Source organism: Flagellimonas beolgyonensis (genome assembly GCF_003992615.1).
Taxonomy (GTDB): domain Bacteria; phylum Bacteroidota; class Bacteroidia; order Flavobacteriales; family Flavobacteriaceae; genus Flagellimonas; species Flagellimonas beolgyonensis.
On the sequence record NZ_RZMY01000003.1, the window covers coordinates 98,850 to 120,442 of the forward strand.

Genomic DNA, 21,593 nt, shown 5'->3' on the forward strand with positions numbered 1-21,593 from the left:
TAAATCTGGTCAAATGCAAAAAGGGGACCCCAAACGGCATCCCCTAACCAAACAAACTAAAGTAATAACTAACTACTCATTATTTTCATCGTCCTCGAATTTGGTGTCTGCCATTCGGGAGCGATCAAATTGAAAATCATTAAATCTAGGATTAAGCGATTTATCATCGGTATCGAAAACCAAGAACTGTTTTGTATCCATGGCTTTCAAACCTGTAAAAGAATTGAACCTGTTGTTCTGAAGCTGTAAAATTTGCAAACTTGCCAATTGTCCAAATTCCTTGGGAATTTCACCTCCCAATTGATTATTGGCCAATACCAGTTCCTTAAGCTTGCCCAATTTTCCGATTTCGGAGGGTATCTCTCCTTCCAAACTATTCTCGAAAAGACCCAAAGTCTCCAACTTTTCAAGATTTCCAATGGTTTTGGGAATAATGCCTTTTAAGTTATTGCTAGATAGGTTGAGTTCCTTCAGGTTTTTAATTTCACCGAAGGATTCGGGAATAGGGCCGGTCAAAAAGTTGTTGAACATGGAAAAAACTTCCAACGCTTGCAGTTGACCCACTTCTTGTGGAATTCCACCCTTAATTCGATTCATTTCCAAACGGAAAACTTTCAAATTTTCCAGTTTAACAATATCCTTGGGCAATACACCGGTAATATTGTTGAAGGCCAAATTCAAAGTCGTCAACTGTTTTAATTTGCCCAAACTCTCGGGCAGTACACCGCTCAAATTGTTCATGAAAAGGGTAATGCCGACAACATGTCCATCCTTTACCTCAACTCCCTTCCATGTATTGACGGGTTCTTCGAGGTTCCAGGTCACCTTCCAGTTTTGTCCATCGGTGCTATGATACAGATCCAATAAAACATCCTTTTCCCTTTGGGAAACCTGCCCACTGGCAAACAACGTTCCTACGGAAGTCGTTAAAAAGAAGAATAAAATGGCCAATCGATTCATTGAATACTTATTTATTCGTAAAGAATTTACTTACAAAGTACGCATAAGTTGAAAAACCCTACAAATTAAATCGATGAAGGTGCGGTAAAATGTTGTGAACCAGCCAAAAGCTGTGGTTTAAAAGTTGAATGTGGGGGCAATTACAGGGACTCCAGTTCATGGGAAAGATCTTCCCACTCTTCCATGAGTGTTTCGAGTTCCTTCTTTTTTCCTTGATATCCGTCAAAAAAGCCGGGTTTGGCTATGGTCGCATCATAATCCATGAGCAGATCATGGTCAATGTCCGCAATATCCTTTTCCAACTGAGAAATACGCTTTTCCACCCCACTCAACTTATTCTTGAGGGATTTCATTTTCTTTTGGGTCTGGTAATCGTTTTCCTTGGATTCGGTCTGGGTCTTTTCCACTACCTTCTTGTCGCCCTTTTCCAAATTTCTAAAGTCTGCCAATTTCCGTTGTTCCAAGTAAAAATCGATATCCCCTAGGTATTCTTTAATGCCGCCATCCTTGAACTCATACACCCGGTCGGTAAGTCCTTGAAGAAAATCCCGGTCGTGCGAAACCAAGATCAAGGTACCTTCAAATTTTTGCAGGGCCTGCTTGAGTACATTTTTGGATTTGATATCGAGGTGGTTGGTAGGTTCGTCCATTACCAACACATTGAAGGGCTGCAGCAGCATTTTGGCCAGGGCCAATCGGTTACGTTCCCCTCCGGAAAGTACCTTCACGTATTTGTCCACCTCATCGCCGCGAAACAAAAAGGATCCCAGAATATCGCGCACCTTACTACGGTTGTCTTCGTTGGCCGCATCGATCATGGTGTCCAGTATGGTCTTGTTGCCATCGAGATACTCTGCTTGGTTTTGGGCAAAGTAGCCCAACTGCACATTGTGGCCCATTTTCACATGACCTTCATGATCCAATTCCCCTACAATGATTTTGGCCAAAGTGGTCTTTCCTTGACCGTTCTGACCTACAAAAGCGGTTTTACTGCCACGTTCCACCAAGAGGTCGATGCCTTCGAGCACTTGCTTTTTACCATAGCTTTTTGATAGATCTTCCAATTCTGCCACCACCTTGCCTGGCGTAACGGATACTGGAAAACGAAGGTTCATGACGCTGCTATCCTCTTCGTCCACCTCAATACGCTCCATTTTATCCAACTTCTTGATCAGTGATTGCGCCATGGAAGCTTTGCTGGCCTTGGCCCTAAATTTCTCGATCAGCTTCTCGGTCTGTTGTATCTGCTTTTCTTGATTTTTTTGTGCGCTCAGCTGTTGCTCCTTGATTTCCTTGCGCAAATCCAAAAATTTGGTATAGGGTTTATTGTAGTCATAGATCCTGCCCAGCGAAATCTCAATGGTACGGTTGGTCACATTATCCAAGAACATTCGGTCGTGGGAAACAATGACCACGGCACCGGAATAATTGTTCAAAAATTGCTCCAACCAAATAATGGATTCAATATCCAAGTGGTTGGTCGGCTCATCCAATAGCAAAACGTCGTTATTTTGAAGTAGCAGCTTTGCCAATTCGATGCGCATACGCCATCCTCCCGAAAAGGTATCGGTCAGCTTGTTGAAATCTTCCCGTTTAAACCCGAGTCCGAGCAACACCTTTTCGGTGTCCCCTTGGTAATTATACCCTCCCAATATTTCATACCGATGGGTCACATCGTTCAGATCTACCATCAGTTGGTGATACCCTTCACTTTCATAATCGGTACGTTCGGCCAGTGCGGTATTGATCTCATCCAACTGCAATTCCAGTGATTTGATCTCGGCAAAGGCCTGATAGGCTTCTTCCAACACGGTTCGCCCCTGTTCAAAATCGATATCCTGTTTCAAAAAACCGATCTTGATGTCCTTTTCCATGGCGATGGTCCCTTCATCCGGAAACATTTCCTTGGAAAGCAATTTCAGCAAGGTGGATTTTCCAGCGCCGTTCTTTCCAATAAGTCCAACTCGATCGCCACCGTTTAAACGGAACGCGATTTCCTCGAACAAATATTCACCTCCGAAGGCTACGGAAAGATTATGGACATTTAGCATTTTTTGTGACTTGAATTACATTACAAAACCAAGGGTATCTTTACTTTTGCGTAAAAATCGGTGCAAATGTTAAAAAAAGGAACCAAACTCTACAGCATTTTAACAGGAAGTTGTCCAAGATGCCAAGAGGAGAGCATGTATGAAAAGTCAAATCCGTATATGCTAACGCAAATTTTTAAAATGCATGAGCGGTGTTCCCACTGTGGTTTAAAATATAAAATTGAACCTTCCTTTTTTTACGGCGCCATGTACGTGAGCTATGCAGTTGGTATTGCCTTTGCAGTGGCTGCCTTTGTGATCAGCTTCCTATTTATGGGTGCATCGCTTAAAACCGCATTTATTGCCATAGTGGGCACCTTGGTCGTATTTATGCCTGTGATCATTCGATTGTCCCGAAATATTTGGATCAATTTCTTTGTGAAGTACGACGCCAATTCGGTACAACAGCACAAGCACGCAGTGGAAAACTAATTCCTGAAGTGTTTTTTGGTGAACCTCTGGATGTCAATTTCTGGATCCAGTGCTTGTCCATCCTCTATAAAGCTGAATAATTGTTGTGATGCATAGGGCGCAATAAGTACTCCTCTGGATCCAAAACCATTCAATACATACAAATTTTGGTGTTTGGGATGCTGCCCGACCAGAGGCCTTCTGTCCGAAACGGTTGGGCGAATGCCCGCCACGTGGTCCACAACTTCAAAATCACATTTTAAAAAGGTACTTAATTTATCCAGAAGTTCATTTTTGGATTCCTCGGTGGGTGTGTTCGTCTTATCCTTCCACTTGTAGGTGGCTCCGACGAGGTAAAGATCTTCTCCCCAAGGAATGGTGAACACGGACGACTTGATGACACTTTCCTCTTTAAAATCGGGCGCTTTTATGATCAGCAGTTCCCCTTTGGTGCCGTTTAGAGGCAAGTAGTTGAAATAAGGGTTCTGTTTGAGGCCAAATCCACAGGCAAAAACGATGCGCTTAGCCTCGATTCCTTTGTACGAAACATGTTGCTCTAATAAGTGCAATGCCCCAAAATCGAAATTTTCAAATGTAAGGAGGTCGTTTTGTTCCAAATAGGCTCTATAGGCTTTGATCAACAACGCCGTATCGATTCTGCCGGTATGCATTACTTCCCCAAAACCAAAAGGGGCATCCAACGCTGGATTTTGGTTGGGCAAGATCTTGGTGGATAAAAAACGCTCCAATCCGGGACGATCGGCAGCTTCAAACCAGGTATTTTGCTCTTCTATGGAGGCAAACCTTCGCAATACACGCAGTGGATGATCCAAGGTTACCCCAAGTTTTTCCTCCTGCTGTTGGTAAAATGGCCTCACGGCTTCCATTAGACCGCCGGCCTTCCAAGCCATGGTGAATCTTTTTAGAATAACGGGGTTGTACAATCCGCCCGCCACCTGCGAGGCCTGTTGGGAGGCATCGGAAACCACGTGAAAGGTTTTTCCGTTACGTTCCAAGGTATCGCAGACCGATATTCCTGCCAAACCCAAACCAACTACGATATAATCCAACATACGGCAAAATTAGGGAACGCTTTTTGACCCAATGCGGGTCTTTATCATTTTTATAAAAAAAAACGCCGCACATAAAGTGCGGCGTTAGTTGTATTGAATTGGAAATTTTTATTAGGCCATCCCGAACTGCTTCGGGATTAATTCGGCCTACAACTTTGATTCGTTATTCGCTTTCAAAGTGGGGCCTCATTAATAAGCCCACATATCCTGCTCCTTGTTTCTGATGGCCTCTTTGATTCGTTGGGCCTCCAGTAGCTGGAACAATGCATTGTCAAAAATATAGTCGCTTATCTCACGATCTTCGTGAACGTTTTCCTCTTTGTAGATCACCCCGTTGAAACGTCTTGCGTTCAAAAGGTTATCGAAAGAAATGGGTCGAGCCGAGTTTTGCTGGTTGTACACTTTGGCATCGTGCAGAATTTGACGTGCTGCAGGGTACCAAACCCAGAACAATTCAACTTTGTTCTCTCCTGGGTCTATCGATTCGTCATCGATAAAGTTTACGTCCGGCGCAACCGGTGCAATTCCCAATAAACGGTACTTTAACTCCCCTTGGCGCTTATCGAAATACCAGATTCCTTTGATGCGGTACTCTTCAATATCAGCGGCGGTCAGATCCCTTTGGTTGATAAACTCAGGAGAAATGCGCTCACCGGCGTTCAATTGTTCGTACCCAAGGTCTGTGGTATCCACTTTGCTCAAGGTAGCGGAAAGGTCGGACAACTTCCTTTTTTCAGTAAAATAGGAGTCGGCATACACCTCGGTCAAGTTCCCGTTCCTGATGTTCTTCATCAAAACATGGTACAGCGACCTTCTGTCCGCCCCGATACCCACGGTATCGGTTGGGTAGTACAACGGAAAGTTGACACGCTCATCAAGATCGATGATTTCCCACACGGTCTTGGACCAAAGGATATCCCTATCGTCCACATAACCATAAGGTAGGGGTTCATCGGCGTCTTGTTCTATTTGAGCCTCGGTCTTTTTCCCGATATCATCCGGCAACTTGGCATTCAAAATGTTTGCCTGGGCCATCAGGGATACGGGCAAAACACCCAACAATCCGATCAATAATGCATTTTTCCAATTCATGATCACTTATATACTTTTTAGTTTGTAAGCTCAACCACAACAGGCGATACTTTCTTCAACTTGTAGCTCTTGTTGTTTGTGATGTAAGCTTGGATATCGAATATCTGAACGGCATCACCTCTACCTGCTCTAGCAAGGGCAGACTTGGCTCTGGCATCCAATTTGTTTCCGTTAACAACCACGGTAGGCTGACCTGGAACCTTGAACTTGAACTGGCTAACACCAAGGTTCAAATCGAAGTCGAAGTCTTCCAACATGGCACTGATGGTAGAGATTTCCAAGTTCTTTCTTGGCATCTGTACGCTACCAGCCTCACCCCGCACGGTACCGCTAGGTCTTGGAATATCCTTGATACGGAACTCAGAGGAAGTACGGATTCCTTTACCATCGGGCAATGTACCTGAAGCAGTAATGGTCACTGTTCTACCTGTACCTGGGTTCATGATATAGTTGCTGCCACTTCTTCTGGTCAAACCAGGAGCAGAAGCCGAAACTTTGTTATCAGGGATACCAGGAATGGAGATGGTCATTGGGTTGGCCACACCACGGTACACTACGTTCATCTTATCAGCAGAAATAACCGCTGCATTCGGCATGGAGATGGTTGCAAAAGTGTTGTTCACTTCCACTGGCACTTCAACTCCATCCTGCATATAGGTCATGGTTCCTTTAATGGTATGGTCACCTGGGGTACCGGCACTAATCAACATTTTGATACCACCAGCTTCCAATGCATAATCCTTACCTTCGGTCAATGGTCTTCCGTCCAAAGTCAATTCCGCTTTTACAGGAGTGGAAGTCTTGTCAGTCTTGCTCACAATGATCTTACCATCATACTTTTCTCCTGCATAATATGCCGTTTTTGGAGCGGACAATGCACTGGCGAAGTTGGTCAAGGAAACCGCCTCGGTCAACTCACCTTCCAAAAGGGTCTTCAACACCTCTTGCTCGGTAGTTTTGATATCGGCCTGCAATTGGGTCATTTTGGTCAATGAGGCTACCAAAGGAAATCCTTCGTAGTGGTAGTTGATCCAATCTTGACGGGTACCGTCTCTTTTTTCAACCTTACCATCTGCATCACCGGTAGCAAAACGCGCTTTAACCGCAGCTTTCAATGATTCGAACTTACCTTCGGGCAATGCATTGATCACGCCTTCACGGTAGTTGTTGATGTATTCCATGAACTTCTTTCCTTCTGGGCCCAAATTGTCGCCCTGGAAGAATTTTTGGTCCAGGTAATCGGATTTGTCCATGACCACATAATCTTTGGGATCTTCCAAATCCTTGGTCATTTCTGTCTTCAAACCTTGCAAATAACTGTAGTAGTCATCTGAAAGTTCCTTTACTTTCTGAGCATCTTTGTACAATTCTCCGTACTCTTCCTCGTTTTCAGAAGCTTTGGTCTCCAAACTAGCGAAGAAGCTAGCGTTATTGGTGTCCATGTTCGTATTCGAAGTTTCCAGCTTTTCGTTCATAAGTCCGAAAGCCGCAAGTACTTCCTTGCTCATATTCAGGGCCAACATCGCGATGAAGATCAAGTACATTAGGTTGATCATCTTCTGACGTGGTGTTTGTTTTCCTCCTGCCATGTTTTTCTAATTAGATTTTAAAAATTAATTTGATTTGGGTTTGTTTTTTGTTGATCAAAACGTCTAATTAGTTTCTTCCACCCATAGCGGATAGCATACCACCGTAAACTCCGTTCAAGGAAGAAAGGTTGGTAGCCAAGGATTCCATTTGCTCTTTCAACGCACCTGCGTTCTGTACAACTTCCTCGTTGATGGAGGCTTGTCTGCTAGCGCTTTCCAACTGTACTTTGTACAAGCTGTTCAAAGATTCCATTTGAGCGGCAGCGTGGGACAACTCTTCAGAGTATTTCTTGGTGTGCTGGATAGCATCTGTAGTAGGAGCGATATTTTTAGCGGCACCTTCAAAACTCTTGATGCTCTCACCTAGACTGGAGAACAAATCGGCATCGATGTTGGCTTCTTTAAGCAATTCATCCAATTTCTTGGATAGAAGACCTTCAGCTTCCTTGGCATCTTTAGCCTCTTGTTTTCTGGAAGCGTTCTGTTGACCACCGGCCAATTCAGGGTATACCAACGACCAATCGTATTCGTCGTCTACTGGTTCAAATGCACTGATAGCGAAGATCAATGCTTCGGTAATAAGTCCGACAGCAAGAAGAAGTCCACCAGTAAGTGGTCCAAACTCCCAGTGAAGGATCTTGAACAATGCACCGATGATTACTACCGATGCTCCAAGCCCGTAGGCCATGTTAAACAGCTTTTTTGTTGATTTTGACTGTGCCATAATTCTAGTTTTAATTAAGTTATATAAATAAGTATTTGGTTACGAAATTGCTATTTATATAATGTTCTCTCTGATTTTCAATGCTTATAATCCACTTCTACCATTGGTTGAGTCTTCCTCGCCCATGTAGTCCTGTACCGTTCTGAATCCAATGTAACTTCTTGCGGAATCTTGGTACTCGTAATCCCTGGTACTCACTTGTAGGAAGTAGGCAACATCCTTCCAAGATCCTCCGCGGATTACTTTTCTCTTGTTTTGTCCGGAACCAACGTTCGGGTTCATGGTGGACAGGTATTCGTAGGCCCCTGGATCGAAACTGGAATTGGTCCATTCCGATACGTTACCGGCCATGTTGTACAAGTTGTAATCATTTGGTTCAAATGATTTGGCTTCTACTGTATACAATGCCGCATCGGCTGCATAATCTCCACGTTGTGGTTTAAAGTTGGCCATAAAACAACCGGTATCACTGATCACGTACGGACCACCCCAAGGATAGGTTCCTCCTTCGATACCGCCTCGTGCGGCATATTCCCACTCAGCTTCGGTCGGCAACCTAAACTGGTTCACGAATTGTTTGCCACGGCTTTTTTGATCGTCGTTCTTGAACTTGGTCCTCCAGTTACAAAAGGCCTTGGCCTGCATCCAGTTGACACCCACCACTGGGTAATCACTATAGGCATCGTGCCAAAAATAATCATTGTGCATGGGTTCGTTGTAAGAGTACTCAAAATCCCTGATCCATACGGTGGTATCCGGGTAGATCTCCAACTCTTCCTGCTTAATGAAGTCTTTTCTGCTACCTGTTCTGGAACGTGCGGCAGCTTCAATATCCATCCAGTTGTACTTGTACTTCAATTTGGTTACGTCGATGCTCCTAAGACCATTGTAGCTTTCCTCTTCCGGCAAGTAGATGGAATCCATCACTTCGGCGTAATACTCATCCGGATACTCGGAAGTATCCCAGATCAAATCCACATCTTTGTTCAATGCCCTTCCTTCGTAGCCGGTTTCACCCAGGCCAGCATAATTGTCGAGCATGTACTTGTCGTAGGCAGATAGTTCGGTGGTGTCGGTATCCTTGAAAGCGTACTCCCCGATACCTTCATCATCCGGACCCATTCCCAATTCATCGGCCAAGATGGCCAATCTGGTCCTAACAATGGAATCCTTTACCCACTCCACAAATTGACGGTACTCACTGTTAGTGATTTCCGTGTCGTCCATATAGAAGGAACGAACGGTCACCGTTCTGGTCGGTGCGTTCAACACTTTTGCCTGATCCTCTTCAGCCTTACCCATAACAAAGGCGCCTCGGGGAATCAGTTCCATTCCATAGGGTTTCTCTGGATGCCATTTTTTACCACTTACCCCAACTAGTTCACCTTTTGATCTTGATTTAGAGCCACAACTGGTAAGCAAAAAAACAAGTGCTATAGATGAAAAGAATAGCTTTCTCATACTTTAGGTTAAATTATTCGATTCAAGATTATAAACTGTGAAACACAAATTCATTACTCTCAAAACTGATTTTTGAATAAATTATTGTGCAAACACGATTAATGCCCAAAAATTAATTTGTTTAGTTAAAGCCTTTCCTGTAGGCTTTGAACCACCTTTCTGGAATGATCTGGTTGCAAGCATCCAAATAGTCCCCTTCGGTGCATGGTAATAACGCCACCGGATTTGTTTTAGTATGTTCGGCCAAAATTGATGGAACCTCTACCCACCACCTTTCGGTAACGTGGCTTTTGTAGAACACCAATTCTTCCGTATCCGTGGGGACGGTGAACTTTGTGAAGTCTTCGCTCTTTGAGCTGGGCTGTTCCTTGATACGGAAACTGAGCCCTTCAATGAAATACCAAATGATCTGGGCGATCATTTGAAATGCCTGGTTGGAATTCTCCCCTTCGTAGATGCCAAATAGGGAGACCCGGTCGCTGATACCGGCATATCGCGCAATCGCGCAAATTTCCCTTCCGGTAAATCCGTTGGGGGAAAAGTTTTTGGACCAGCCCATTTCGCTGGCACGAATGGCCCTGAGATCAAGGCTAACGATATCGCTGCTGCGCAAAACAGGTTCTGCCAATTCAATATGGGCAGCAATCTCACCCAATCGGTAGGCATCAAAGAACAAGCGTTCCATGAGGTCCATTTCTTCCTGGGCATTGAAATAGCTTTGATAGCCAATATTGGAAAAGTTGAAAAGGTTGTTGGGTTTATCGGTTATGATCTTACTCATATAGGAATGGGAGGAAATCAATTCATCATCCTCGCCAAAATCGAACCGACTGTCGATGGAAACGATATTGACCATATCGCGGATCTTATCAAACGCACGATAGGTTGGATAGGTAATATCCTGGGTAAGTCCTATTACGATGGGAATAATATTCTCTTCGAGCAATCCGGCCACGATTTCCTTCACCACAAAATAGGTATCCTCCACCGTATCGCCCTCTTCCACATCACCGATATCGATGATGGTTGAATTCCAGTTGCCCATCATCAATCGGTACAATTGGATGCGCACTTCGTCCACATCCAACTTTTCGGGTTTCTTTTCAAAAGCATTGCGGGATTCCAAAACGCCAAAAATAGCGACATCGGCGTGGGCAAAAACCGGGAGTCCGTCCTTTTCGGTGTGTACAAAAACATTCTTGCCCAGTGCTTGCTGCGGCAATAATTCGGAATGGGCCAGTACCTTGTCCTTTACTGGAACCAGAAAATCGAACGCCATACTATTTTTTTGCTTTTGCCTTGGCTTTTTTCTTCGGTGTTTTTGATTCGATGAGGGCCTTGACCTCTTCCAAAGTCAATTTCAATGGATCCACATCCTTGGAGAGTTCCACTTTTACCCTACCTTTTATAATATTGTGCCTTCCCCATCTCGCTTTTTCGATACGGATTTTTTCCTCTGGCCATTCCTGGACCAATTTCTCGGCCTCCTTTTTCTTTTTGTCCTCGATCAACTCGGCGATATCGGATTGGGATAGGTTATCAAAATCATATTTTTTATTGACATTGATAAAGATGCCGTTCCATTTAATGAAAGGTCCAAACCTACCTTTGCCCTTCGTCACATCCAATCCTTCATATTTGGCGATGGGGGCATCTGCCTTTTCCTTGGCCTGGATCAATTCGATGGCGCGATCCAAATCCACATCAAATGCACTTTCGCCCTGATCCAACGAAATAAACTTTTTACCAAAGCGCACATAGGGTCCAAATCTGCCTACATTGGCCTCGACCTCTTCCCCTTTATAAACGCCCAACTTTCTAGGTAGCTCGAATAGCTCCATCGCTTCTTCAAAAGTTATGGTGCCTATGGACTGATCCGGCAATAAGCTGGCAAATTGGGGTTTTTCTTCTTCTTCCACAGTGCCGATTTGCACCATGGGTCCAAAACGACCCAATCGAACGGACACTTGTCGGCCGGTTTTGGGGTCGGTGCCCAAAACACGTTCACCGCTGGCCCGTTCTGCATTTTCCTCAACTTCGATGACATTGGGATGAAAATCCTTGTAAAAGTTCTTCATCATATGCTGCCAATCTTCCTCACCGGCTGCTATTTCATCAAAATCTTCCTCTACTTTGGCGGTAAAATTATAATCCAAGATTTTGGTAAAATGATCCACCAAGAAATCGTTCACGATCATTCCAATATCGGTCGGCACCATTTTTCCCTTATCCGACCCAACGGTTTCTGTTAATTGGGTGTCGGATAGCTTACCATTCTCCAAAACCAACTGCATATACTTACGCTCGGTTCCTTCAATAGTACCTTTTTCTACGTAACCCCTATTTTGAATAGTGGAAATGGTAGGTGCATAGGTAGAGGGTCTTCCGATGCCCAGTTCTTCCAACTTTTTCACCAAGGAGGCTTCTGTATAGCGGTATGGTGGTCGAGTGAAGCGCTCAGTGGCAGAAATGAATATATTTTGCAAAGGCTCCCCAACTCGAAGTGCAGGCAACATACCTTCTTGCTCTTCCAAGCTGTCCTCATCATCGGTGCCTTCCAAATATACCTTTAGGAATCCATCAAACTTGACCACTTCCCCATTGGCCATAAACTCTTCATTATGCGTACTGGCCTTTATCTTTACATTGGTACGTTCCAATTCGGCGTCGCTCATTTGAGAAGCAAGGGTACGTTTCCAAATCAATTCATACAGTTTGGACTGGTCCCGCTCCAATTGTGGTGACTGTAGTTTCATATCGGTGGGGCGAATGGCCTCGTGGGCCTCTTGTGCCCCTTTGGTCTTGCCCTTAAAATTCCGGACCTTACTATACTCTTCGCCATAGTTTTGTAGAATAGCGTCCTTTGCAGCGGCAAGTGCCTCACTGGAAAGGTTAACGCTATCGGTCCTCATGTATGTGATCAGACCCGCTTCATATAAACGTTGGGCCACCTGCATGGTGCGGCTTACCGAAAAATACAATTTTCGTGATGCTTCCTGTTGCAAGGTGGAGGTTGTAAATGGCGGTGCCGGAGATTTTTTGGCCGGTTTTTTGGTCAAATCGGCCACTGAAAAATCCGCTCCTATATTTTGCTTTAAAAAAGATTCTGCTGCTGCCTTGGTCGGGAACGGATTGTTCAGTCGCGCTGCGACCGTGTTGCCTCCCTCTGTCTTGAATTCCGCTTTGATTCGGAACGACGCTTCAGGACTGAATGCTTCAATCTCCCTTTCGCGCTCCACGATCAAACGTACTGCAACGGACTGCACCCTACCTGCAGAGAGTCCCGGTTTTATCTTTTTCCAAAGTACTGGCGAAAGCTCGTAACCCACCAAACGGTCCAATACCCTTCGGGCCTGTTGTGCATTCACCAAATTATAGTTGATGTCCCTTGGGTTTTCAATGGCTTTCTGGATTGCCGATTTGGTAATGGAGTTGAAAACAATGCGCTTGGTCTTGTTTTTATCGAGTTTCAGCTCTTCGGCCAAATGCCATGAAATGGCCTCTCCCTCGCGGTCCTCATCACTGGCCAGCCAAATAATATCAGCTTTTTGGGCAAGGTCCTTCAGCTTTTTCACCAAGGCCTTTTTCTCTTTATCAACAGTGTATTTTGGTTTGAAATCGTTCTCCACATCAACACCGAGCTCTTTGGAAGGAAGGTCGACAATATGTCCAAAACTCGACTCGACCTGATAATCTTTTCCAAGAAAACGCTCTATGGTCTTGGCCTTTGCGGGGGACTCAACTATAACTAAATTCTTTGGCATGCACTGGGTTTTGTGGTAACAAAAGTATATTAAAATTTAAACTTTAAGATTTGAAACTATTGATTTTGATGTAAATCGACCAAAATCCAAAATCATTAATTATAAAAATAGAATCCAAATTGAACTTTAAATTATTAGTATTTTTAAGGTCGATAACCAACTAAACCGCTTCAAAATGACCCATCGCATCCTTCTTTTGGCCATTGCCCTGCTCTGCTTTTATCCTTCCACTGCACAACGCAAAAAAAACAAGACCACCACAACGTATGACCAAACCCTGTACAACGGCATGGAATGGCGCATGGTGGGTCCGCACCGTGGGGGACGGGCAGGTACCGTTACCGGAGTGACCAACGACCCCAACCTTTATTATATGGGTACAGCGGGCGGTGGTGTTTGGAAAACCTCCGATGCCGGAAATTCTTGGGAGTGTATTTCGGATGGCTATTTTGGGGGTTCCATTGGTGCCGTCGCCGTTTCGGAATCGGACCCCAACATTATCTATGTGGGTGAAGGTGAACAAACGCTTCGCGGCAATGTCTCCTCTGGAAAAGGACTTTGGAAAAGTATGGATGCCGGTGAGACCTGGCAATTTATTGGGTTGGATGACTCCGAACATATTGCCCGAATCCGTATCCATCCCAAAAATCCGGATATTGTTTATGTGGCAGCCATCGGAAATCTTTGGAAGCCCAATAAGACACGGGGTGTTTACCGCTCAACCGATGGTGGTAAAAATTGGGAACAGATTTTATATGTCAGTGATAAGGCCGGGGCCGGGGATTTGATTATGGATCCCAACAACAGCCGGATCCTTTATGCAGCCACTTGGGAAATGAAGCGCAACGGCTACCGCATGGACAGTGGTGGACCCGATAGTAAAATGTTTAAAAGTACGGATGGTGGCGATACATGGACAGACATCTCTACCCGTTCAGGATTGCCAGGTTTTCCCTGGGGCATAGTTGGCATCGCCGTTTCCCCATTGGATTCCGATCGTATTTGGGCCATTATCGAAGCTAAGGACGGAGGTGTCTTTCGATCTGATGATGCGGGAGTGACCTGGAAAAAAATAAACACCAATCGCGCCCTGCGTCAAAGGGCTTGGTACTACAGTCGGATCTATGCCGACACCCAAAATGTGGACAAAGTATGGGTAATGAACGTAAGCTACGGCGTTTCTACCGATGGCGGGAAAACATTCACTCTAAAAAATGCGCCCCACGGCGACCACCACGATCTGTGGATCGACCCCAACAACAACCAACGCATGATCATTGCGGATGATGGAGGGGCACAAATCTCCAATGATGGCGGCAACAACTGGACCACTTATTACAACCAACCTACTGCCCAATTTTATCGTATTGCTACCGACAGCATATTTCCATATCGTATTTATGGTGCACAACAGGACAATACCGCCCTGCGTATCTCGCACCGCTCATCGGATGCAGCCATTACCGAAGCTGATTGGGAGCCCACGGCAGGTGGCGAGAGTGCCCACTTGGCTCCAGACCCCAAAAACAATCAATTGGTGTACGGGGGCACCTATAAAGGGTACATGAACCGTTTGGACCACACCACCGGGCAGACTATTTCTACCAACGTATGGCCGGATAACCCAGCAGGTTCCGGGGCCGAAGTCATGAAGTACCGATTTAACTGGAACTATCCGGTTACCTTCAGCAGGCACGATTCGAATGTTTTGTATGCAGGATCCAATTACCTGCATGCAACCACCGATGGCGGACAATCCTGGAAGACCATTTCTCCGGACCTAACCAGAGGGATTCCAGAAACCATTGAGTCTTCTGGAGGTCCCATCACCCAGGACAATACAGGGGCGGAATTTTATTCCAACATTTTTGTCATCAGTGAGTCTGTTCTTGAAAAAGGGGTGATCTGGACAGGTAGCGACGACGGTTTGATCCATGTAACCCGCGACAATGGCGTTACCTGGGAAAATGTGACCCCTCCCTCGTCCCTATCCCCTAAATTGAACATGATCAACTGCATCGATCCAAGTCCCTTTAAAAAGGGAACCGTGTATGTGGCGGCCACTTCCTATAAATTTGGCGATTACACTCCCTACCTATATAAAACCGATGACTACGGCAAAACATGGAAATTGATCACTAACGGCATCAAAGACAACTACTACACAAGGGCCATTCGCGCTGACAAAACACGGGAAGGACTGCTTTACGCCGGCACTGAATGGGGTATGTTCGTTTCCTTTGATGACGGGGAGTCGTGGTCTTCCTTCCAGTTGAACTTACCCATCACCTCCATTAGAGATCTTCACGTTAGGGACAACGACCTGATAGCGGCCACACATGGTAGAAGTTTTTGGATGATCGATGACCTGACCCCACTTCATCAACTGTCCGACGAGGTCAGGAACAGTGATTTTTACCTGTACCAACCGGATATGGCCTACCGCATGCACCAAAGTGGTGGGTGGCAAGAGCCGGACACCAGATTGGTGGGCGAAAACCATCCCAATGGGGCAATCATCAATTTTTATTTGAACGATATCAAAGAGGGCGACCAAGTTTCCTTGGATATTTTGGAAATGGACGGTACCGTGATCCGAAGCTTTTCGAACACGGCTATGCCGGATAAGTTAAATCCTGCCTCCACTCAAAAACTGGAGGTGACCAAGGGTGGCAACCGCATGGTCTGGAACATGCGCTACCCCGGCTTCCAAGAATTTGAAGGAATGGTATTCTACTCATCACCCAATGTAGGACCGAAGGCTGTTCCAGGAAACTATAAGGTAAGACTCACGTATAATGGCCAGTCCATGGAGCAAGAATTTTCCATTGTGAAAGATCCACGCATACCCAATACACAAAAAGATTTTCAAGATCAATTTGACTTTTTAATGGCCGTTCGTGATCAAGTGACACGCGCCAACAATGCCATCATCAACATCAGGAACATCAAGAAAGATTTAGACTATCTCAAGGCCAAAACCAAGGACAACCCCGAATTGCAAAAGATGGCCACTGATTTTGAAACCGAACTTTCCGTGATCGAGAACAACATTCACATGACCAAAAACCAAAGCCGACAAGACCCATTGAACTATGGTATCCGCATCAACAACCGGATTGCATTTCTCTTGGCCGATTCGCAGCGTGGCGACCAACGACCAACCCAACAGGCCAAAGCGTTTTTTGCCGAAGTGACCAAGGAATTGGATACGGAAATCAGCGCTTTAAACCGATTGATCCAAGAAAGGGCCACGGCCATCAACAACAAAGCAGATGAAAATCACATCAAAATGATTTCGATGGATTGATTCTGAAAAGAACAGAAAAAGAAAAACGCCCTTGAATCAAGGGCGTTTTTTATTAAATATCCATGGACAACCCTATCGTATCCTTGTACATAAAATATGCAGGAATCTTACTGAACATGGCCGTGAAGAACACACCCACAAAACAAAGTACAACGCCCAGTTCGGCCACAATCCCGGTTACTACGACCAGCAAAAAGACCATCAACCAATTTTTATTGCCCAGGGCAAAACTGGATTTTACAATTTCCATCGGGGACAGTTCTTTGTCAAAAGCAAGAAAAGCAGGAAACAAATACATGGGGACCACCAAATAGATAATTCCCAAGCCACAGGCCAGTAGGCCCAACAACGACAAACCAAGCATCAACAGGGCCAATACAAAGGCCTTTTTTAGATACTCCTTTTTAAAGTAGAAAAAATAATCGTCCTTCCCCATTTCACCAAGATCGTACTTACGGCATATACGAAGAAAAGCCGCGTTCAAACACAAGGAAATGGTCATTATGGCCAACATGAAAATGGGCATAAAAACTATCATAAAAAGGGTGAACACCGGGGGCATTTGGTTATGTCTGAGGGTTTCAGGATCAGTAATGCCCATAGCTATCATGGGAGCATAAATAACCAAGTAAAAAGGCAGAATCGCCAAAAGGGTCAACAAAATAGTAATGAAACCCTGTAGCCATACCTTTTTAAAAAGCTCTACAGAGTTGTTAAATACGGTTCCAAATTCTATGGGTGCGCTCGCACCGATGCGTTGGGTGATGTTTGTAAAATCCATGGGTTCGGTCAGTTGTTTTCGAACTTTAAATTACTACTAACAATTGATTCCACAACATAATCTTAAAAAATACTGCCAAATTGTCACTAAAATGGAATAAGCACTATCTTTGCACCCCATTGAACCCATATGATCAAGGACGAAAGCATAGAGAAAATTATTGACGAAAGCCAGCAAGGAAGCTCATTGGCGATGACAGGGAACGAAAAGAACACCCGTAAGCTCTACATTGAGAGTTACGGTTGCCAAATGAATTTTTCCGATAGCGAAATTGTGGCTTCCATTTTGGCCAACGAAGGTTTCAATACCACCCAAGATCTGGCCGAGGCCGATTTGGTCCTGGTAAATACCTGTTCCATTCGTGAAAAGGCGGAACAGACCGTGCGCAAACGTTTGGAAAAGTTCAACGCCGTTAAAAAGACCAACCCAGGTATGAAAGTTGGGGTTTTGGGCTGTATGGCCGAACGGTTGAAGAGCAAATTTTTGGAGGAGGAAAAAATCGTGGACATGGTCGTGGGCCCGGATGCCTACAAAGACCTACCCAATCTGATCCAGGAAATTGATGAAGGAAGAAATGCCGTAAATGTGATCCTGTCCAAGGATGAGACCTATGGCGATGTGGCCCCGGTTCGCTTGAATTCCAACGGAGTCACCGCCTTTGTATCCATTACCCGTGGTTGCGATAACATGTGCACCTTTTGCGTAGTACCGTTTACCCGCGGTCGGGAACGTAGCCGTGACCCACAATCCATTTTGGAGGAAGTGAACGACCTTTGGGAAAGAGGCTTCAAGGAAGTAACCTTATTGGGCCAAAATGTGGACAGCTACCTTTGGTACGGAGGCGGACTCAAAAAGGATTTTGACAAAGCTTCCGACATGCAAAAGGCCACTTCGGTGAACTTTGCCAAATTGTTGGAGCTTGTGGCTCAGGCCCAGTCCAAAATGCGCATCCGATTCTCCACATCCAATCCACAGGACATGACCCTCGATGTGATCGAGAGCATGGCCAAATACGACAACATCTGCAAATACATCCACCTGCCCGTGCAAAGTGGTAGCAACCGCATATTGAAAGCAATGAACCGCTTGCACACCCGGGAGGAATATTTCGAACTGATTGACAATATTCGTCGCATCATCCCCGATTGTGCCATAAGTCAGGATATGATAACAGGATTCCCGACGGAAACCGAGGAAGACCATCAGGATACCTTGAGTTTAATGGAATATGTGAAATACGATTTCGGTTTCATGTTCGCCTATTCAGAGCGTCCAGGCACATTGGCAGAGCGAAAAATGGAGGATGATGTTCCGGAAGAAACCAAAAAACGACGCCTACGCGAAATCATCGACCTACAACAAAAACACGGCCTATACCGAACCCAACAACATGTGGGCAAAGTGGAAGAAGTGTTGATCGAAGGGCCTTCCAAAAAATCGGATGCCCATTGGATGGGTCGCAATTCCCAGAATACCGTGGTGGTGTTTCCAAAGGAAAACTTCCAAATTGGCGACTTTGTCGACGTAAAGATCAACGAATGCACCTCCGCCACCTTGATCGGTGAAGCCGTAGGTTACTCAAAGAACAATTGATACATGGAAAGTGTTCAATCCATTAAACAGCGGTTTGAGCTCATCGGCAATGATGTTAAGCTCAACCGTGCCATAGAAAAAGCCATTCAGGTAGCACCAACGGACATTTCCGTCCTGGTCACCGGGGAGAGTGGGGTCGGTAAAGAGGCCATCCCCAAGATCATCCATTCCCTTTCGCACCGCAAACACGCCAAATACATCGCCGTAAACTGTGGTGCCATTCCAGAAGGGACCATCGACAGTGAACTGTTCGGGCACGAAAAAGGAGCCTTTACCGGGGCCACCCAAACCCGCAGCGGTTATTTTGAGGTGGCCGATGGCGGAACCATTTTCTTGGACGAGGTCGGGGAACTGCCCCTCACCACCCAAGTCCGTTTGCTTCGGGTATTGGAAAACGGGGAATTCCTTAAAGTGGGATCCTCCCAAGTGCAAAAAACCGATGTACGGATCGTAGCGGCCACCAACATCAATATGTTCGAGGCCATAGAAAAGGAGAAGTTCCGTGAAGACCTGTATTACCGTTTGAGCACCGTGGAAATTCATTTGCCCCCGCTTCGGGACCGCCGTGAGGACATACATCTGTTGTTTCGAAAGTTTGCTTCCGATTTTGGACAGAAATACAAAATGCCTACCATTCGGTTGGAAGATGATGCCGTTCAATTATTGTTGAAATACCGCTGGCCAGGCAACATTCGACAATTGCGGAACATTGCGGAACAGATTTCCGTATTGGAGGAAAACCGGAATATTTCGGCCGCAACCCTACAAAGTTATTTCCCCGAATCCCAAGGTTCCAATCTTCCGGCAGTGGTGGGCCAGACCAAAAAGGAAGGCGATTTCAGCAACGAGCGTGAAATTTTGTACAAGGTGCTTTTTGATATGAAAGGTGACCTAAACGACCTGAAGAAACTGACGTTGGAGTTGTTGAAACACAACGATTCTTCCAAAGTGCAGAAAGAAAATGAGAACTTGATCCGTAAAATTTATGGAAATGGTCAGGACGAAGAAGAAATCGACCTGGAAGAAGATGCAACCACAGAAGTGCTCCGATTGCCCGAGCCGGTAATGGAAGCTCCTGTGCAAGCACCCGCTCCGATACCCCAGGAAGATCGTTACCATTTTGCAGAGGAAATTGAGGAGGAAGAAACCTTATCTTTACAGGAAAAGGAAATTGAGCTGATCAAAAAATCCTTGGAACGCAACAACGGTAAACGAAAAGCCGCCGCAGCCGAACTGGGCATTTCGGAACGTACATTATATCGAAAAATCAAACAATACGACCTGTAATCCAATTATTGTTATGTTTGAATTGATTATGAAGCGAAGAAATAGCATTAAGATTGGAATTATGGGTTTGCTCCTGTCACTCTATAGTTGCGGGGCCTATAATTTTTCCGGGGCTGACATTGGTACGGCGACCACTTTCCAAGTCAATTTTTTCCAAAACTATGCCGACCAAACCCCAGGTTCTACCATTGTCCCGGGATTGGACCGGGATTTTACATTGGCTTTGCAAGATTTGATCAACAACTTGACCAGCCTTTCGCTAACTGGAAACAATGGCGATTTGGTGTACGAAGGTGAAATTGTGGAATACAAGGTAATTCCGATGACGGCCACGGCCGACCAACGGACCGCGCAGAACCGATTGACCATGAGCGTTAACGTTCGGTTCTTTAACACCACCAAGGAGGACGCGGACTTTGAACGCCGTTTTTCCTTCTTTTACGATTTTGATGCGGCTGCTTCGTTGACCTCGATTCAAGCAGCGGCCCATGAAGAGATTTTTGAACGGTTGACACAGGATATATTTAATGCTTCCTTGGGTAATTGGTAATTTATGAACGTTTCGGATTTTATACATATTCTTCAAAACTCGAATACCATCCTGTCCCCAAAACAAACACGGGAACTGGAGGATATTATTGAGGAATATCCCTATTTTCAGGCGGCACGCGCCCTGCATTTGAAGGGATTGAAAAATCTGGACAGTTACAAGTACAACAATGCCCTGAAAGTGACGGCTGCACATACCACTGATCGGGATGTGCTTTTCGATTACATCACCTCGCAGGAATTTGTACAGAACAATATTGCGGATGCCATAGCTGGGCGTGGTTCCAAATTGGAAGAACAAAATGCTGTTTCGGAAGCGGTGGAACCAAATCCAAATGCGGAAAGCATGCTTGCCGTATCCGATGAGCCGGCATTGCCCCAGAACCTAAAGGATGCCGAACAGATTCTGAATCCAGAACTTTTTGAATCCAAGTCATCCGAAGAAAAACCAGAACCACACATCCAAAAAGAGCAACCTTCGGAACCTGAAACCGATTTGAAATTGGGCAAACCCATCCCCTTCACCAAAAAGGAAAAACATTCGTTCACCGAATGGCTGCAACTTACCTCGACTACCGATGAACCTGAAGCGGAAGAGTCGGAAGAAAATGTGATGGAGGAACTGGAGCGAAAGAAAAAATTCGAGCTCTTGGACCGATTTATCGAGAACAACCCCAAAATTGTCCCAAAGGAGACCCCCAACTTAAAACTCGATATAAAGGACTCCACAAAATTTGATAAAAACGAATTGATGACGGAGACTTTGGCCAAGGTATATCTCGAGCAAAAAAAGTATAAAAAGGCCATTCAAGCCTTTAAAATATTGAGTTTGAAATATCCAGAAAAAAGTGGTTTCTTTGCAGACCAAATTCAGGCGGTGAAGAAGCTGCAGAAAGAAAAAGAATAATA

At 45.2% G+C, this 21,593-nt stretch carries 16 protein-coding genes; 6 read left to right on the forward strand and 10 right to left on the reverse strand.

Annotation, left to right across the window (positions count from 1 at the left end):
• Nucleotides 1-72 precede the first annotated feature (72 nt).
• Nucleotides 73-960 carry a leucine-rich repeat domain-containing protein gene (locus EO131_RS01390; protein ID WP_127018559.1) on the reverse strand — a complete coding sequence of 296 codons (888 nt, stop codon included), beginning with the start codon at nt 958-960 and terminating at the stop codon, nt 73-75.
• Nucleotides 961-1,100: 140 nt separating this feature from the next.
• A complete protein-coding gene (locus EO131_RS01395; RefSeq protein ID WP_127018560.1) occupies nt 1,101-3,011 on the reverse strand; it encodes an ABC-F family ATP-binding cassette domain-containing protein in 1,911 nt (636 codons plus the stop codon).
• 66 nt (nt 3,012-3,077) lie between these two features.
• On the opposite strand from EO131_RS01395, the gene EO131_RS01400 reads away from it, so the two are divergent.
• A complete protein-coding gene (locus EO131_RS01400; protein ID WP_127018561.1) occupies nt 3,078-3,482 on the forward strand; it encodes a DUF983 domain-containing protein in 405 nt (134 codons plus the stop codon).
• Here the strand turns inward: EO131_RS01400 and EO131_RS01405 are convergent.
• The 7 genes from EO131_RS01405 to topA form a co-directional block, all read right to left on the reverse strand.
• Entirely contained in the window at nt 3,479-4,534 is a 1,056-nt protein-coding gene (locus EO131_RS01405; RefSeq protein WP_127018562.1) for an NAD(P)/FAD-dependent oxidoreductase, read from the reverse strand. The genes EO131_RS01400 and EO131_RS01405 overlap by 4 nt on opposite strands.
• Nucleotides 4,535-4,723: 189 nt before the next feature.
• Nucleotides 4,724-5,626, reverse strand: coding sequence for a type IX secretion system ring subunit PorN/GldN (gene porN, locus EO131_RS01410; protein ID WP_127018563.1), 903 nt, complete (start codon nt 5,624-5,626; stop codon nt 4,724-4,726).
• Between the two features lie 17 nt (nt 5,627-5,643).
• Entirely contained in the window at nt 5,644-7,215 is a 1,572-nt protein-coding gene (porM, locus tag EO131_RS01415) for a type IX secretion system motor protein PorM/GldM (RefSeq protein WP_127018564.1), read from the reverse strand.
• A gap of 67 nt (nt 7,216-7,282) precedes the next feature.
• The gene (gene porL / locus EO131_RS01420; RefSeq protein WP_127018565.1) at nt 7,283-7,939 is read right to left on the reverse strand and encodes a type IX secretion system motor protein PorL/GldL; all 657 of its coding nucleotides are present in this window, start codon (nt 7,937-7,939) and stop codon (nt 7,283-7,285) included.
• A gap of 84 nt (nt 7,940-8,023) precedes the next feature.
• Nucleotides 8,024-9,400: a T9SS ring complex lipoprotein PorK/GldK gene (gene porK, locus EO131_RS01425; protein WP_127018566.1), complete on the reverse strand. Its 1,377-nt coding sequence runs from the start codon at nt 9,398-9,400 to the stop codon at nt 8,024-8,026.
• A gap of 121 nt (nt 9,401-9,521) precedes the next feature.
• Nucleotides 9,522-10,679 (reverse strand): formimidoylglutamase, encoded by a 1,158-nt coding sequence (locus EO131_RS01430; protein ID WP_127018567.1) that lies wholly within the window; start codon nt 10,677-10,679, stop codon nt 9,522-9,524.
• 1 nt (nt 10,680) lies between these two features.
• A complete protein-coding gene (topA, locus tag EO131_RS01435; RefSeq protein ID WP_127018568.1) occupies nt 10,681-13,164 on the reverse strand; it encodes a type I DNA topoisomerase in 2,484 nt (827 codons plus the stop codon).
• A 175-nt stretch (nt 13,165-13,339) separates the two neighbouring features.
• Between topA and EO131_RS01440 the strand changes: the two genes are divergently transcribed.
• Nucleotides 13,340-16,474 (forward strand): WD40/YVTN/BNR-like repeat-containing protein, encoded by a 3,135-nt coding sequence (locus EO131_RS01440; protein WP_127018569.1) that lies wholly within the window; start codon nt 13,340-13,342, stop codon nt 16,472-16,474.
• A 52-nt stretch (nt 16,475-16,526) separates the two neighbouring features.
• Here EO131_RS01440 and EO131_RS01445 read toward each other — a convergent pair whose 3' ends face one another.
• On the reverse strand, nt 16,527-17,255 hold the full coding sequence (locus tag EO131_RS01445) for a hypothetical protein (protein WP_127018570.1): 729 nt from the start codon (nt 17,253-17,255) through the stop codon (nt 16,527-16,529).
• 129 nt (nt 17,256-17,384) lie between these two features.
• Between EO131_RS01445 and miaB the strand changes: the two genes are divergently transcribed.
• Genes miaB through EO131_RS01465 form a run of 4 tightly spaced genes read left to right on the forward strand, consistent with a single transcriptional unit; the run spans nt 17,385 to nt 21,591 of the window.
• Complete coding sequence (gene miaB, locus EO131_RS01450) at nt 17,385-18,848, forward strand: tRNA (N6-isopentenyl adenosine(37)-C2)-methylthiotransferase MiaB (protein ID WP_417935566.1); 1,464 nt, start codon at nt 17,385-17,387, stop codon at nt 18,846-18,848.
• Nucleotides 18,849-18,851: 3 nt separating this feature from the next.
• A complete protein-coding gene (locus EO131_RS01455) occupies nt 18,852-20,135 on the forward strand; it encodes a sigma-54 interaction domain-containing protein (protein WP_127018571.1) in 1,284 nt (427 codons plus the stop codon).
• Nucleotides 20,136-20,163: 28 nt separating this feature from the next.
• Nucleotides 20,164-20,685, forward strand: coding sequence for an LptE family protein (locus tag EO131_RS01460; RefSeq protein ID WP_127018978.1), 522 nt, complete (start codon nt 20,164-20,166; stop codon nt 20,683-20,685).
• A 3-nt stretch (nt 20,686-20,688) separates the two neighbouring features.
• Nucleotides 20,689-21,591 carry a hypothetical protein gene (locus EO131_RS01465; protein WP_127018572.1) on the forward strand — a complete coding sequence of 301 codons (903 nt, stop codon included), beginning with the start codon at nt 20,689-20,691 and terminating at the stop codon, nt 21,589-21,591.
• The last annotated feature ends 2 nt before the right edge of the window (nt 21,592-21,593 follow it).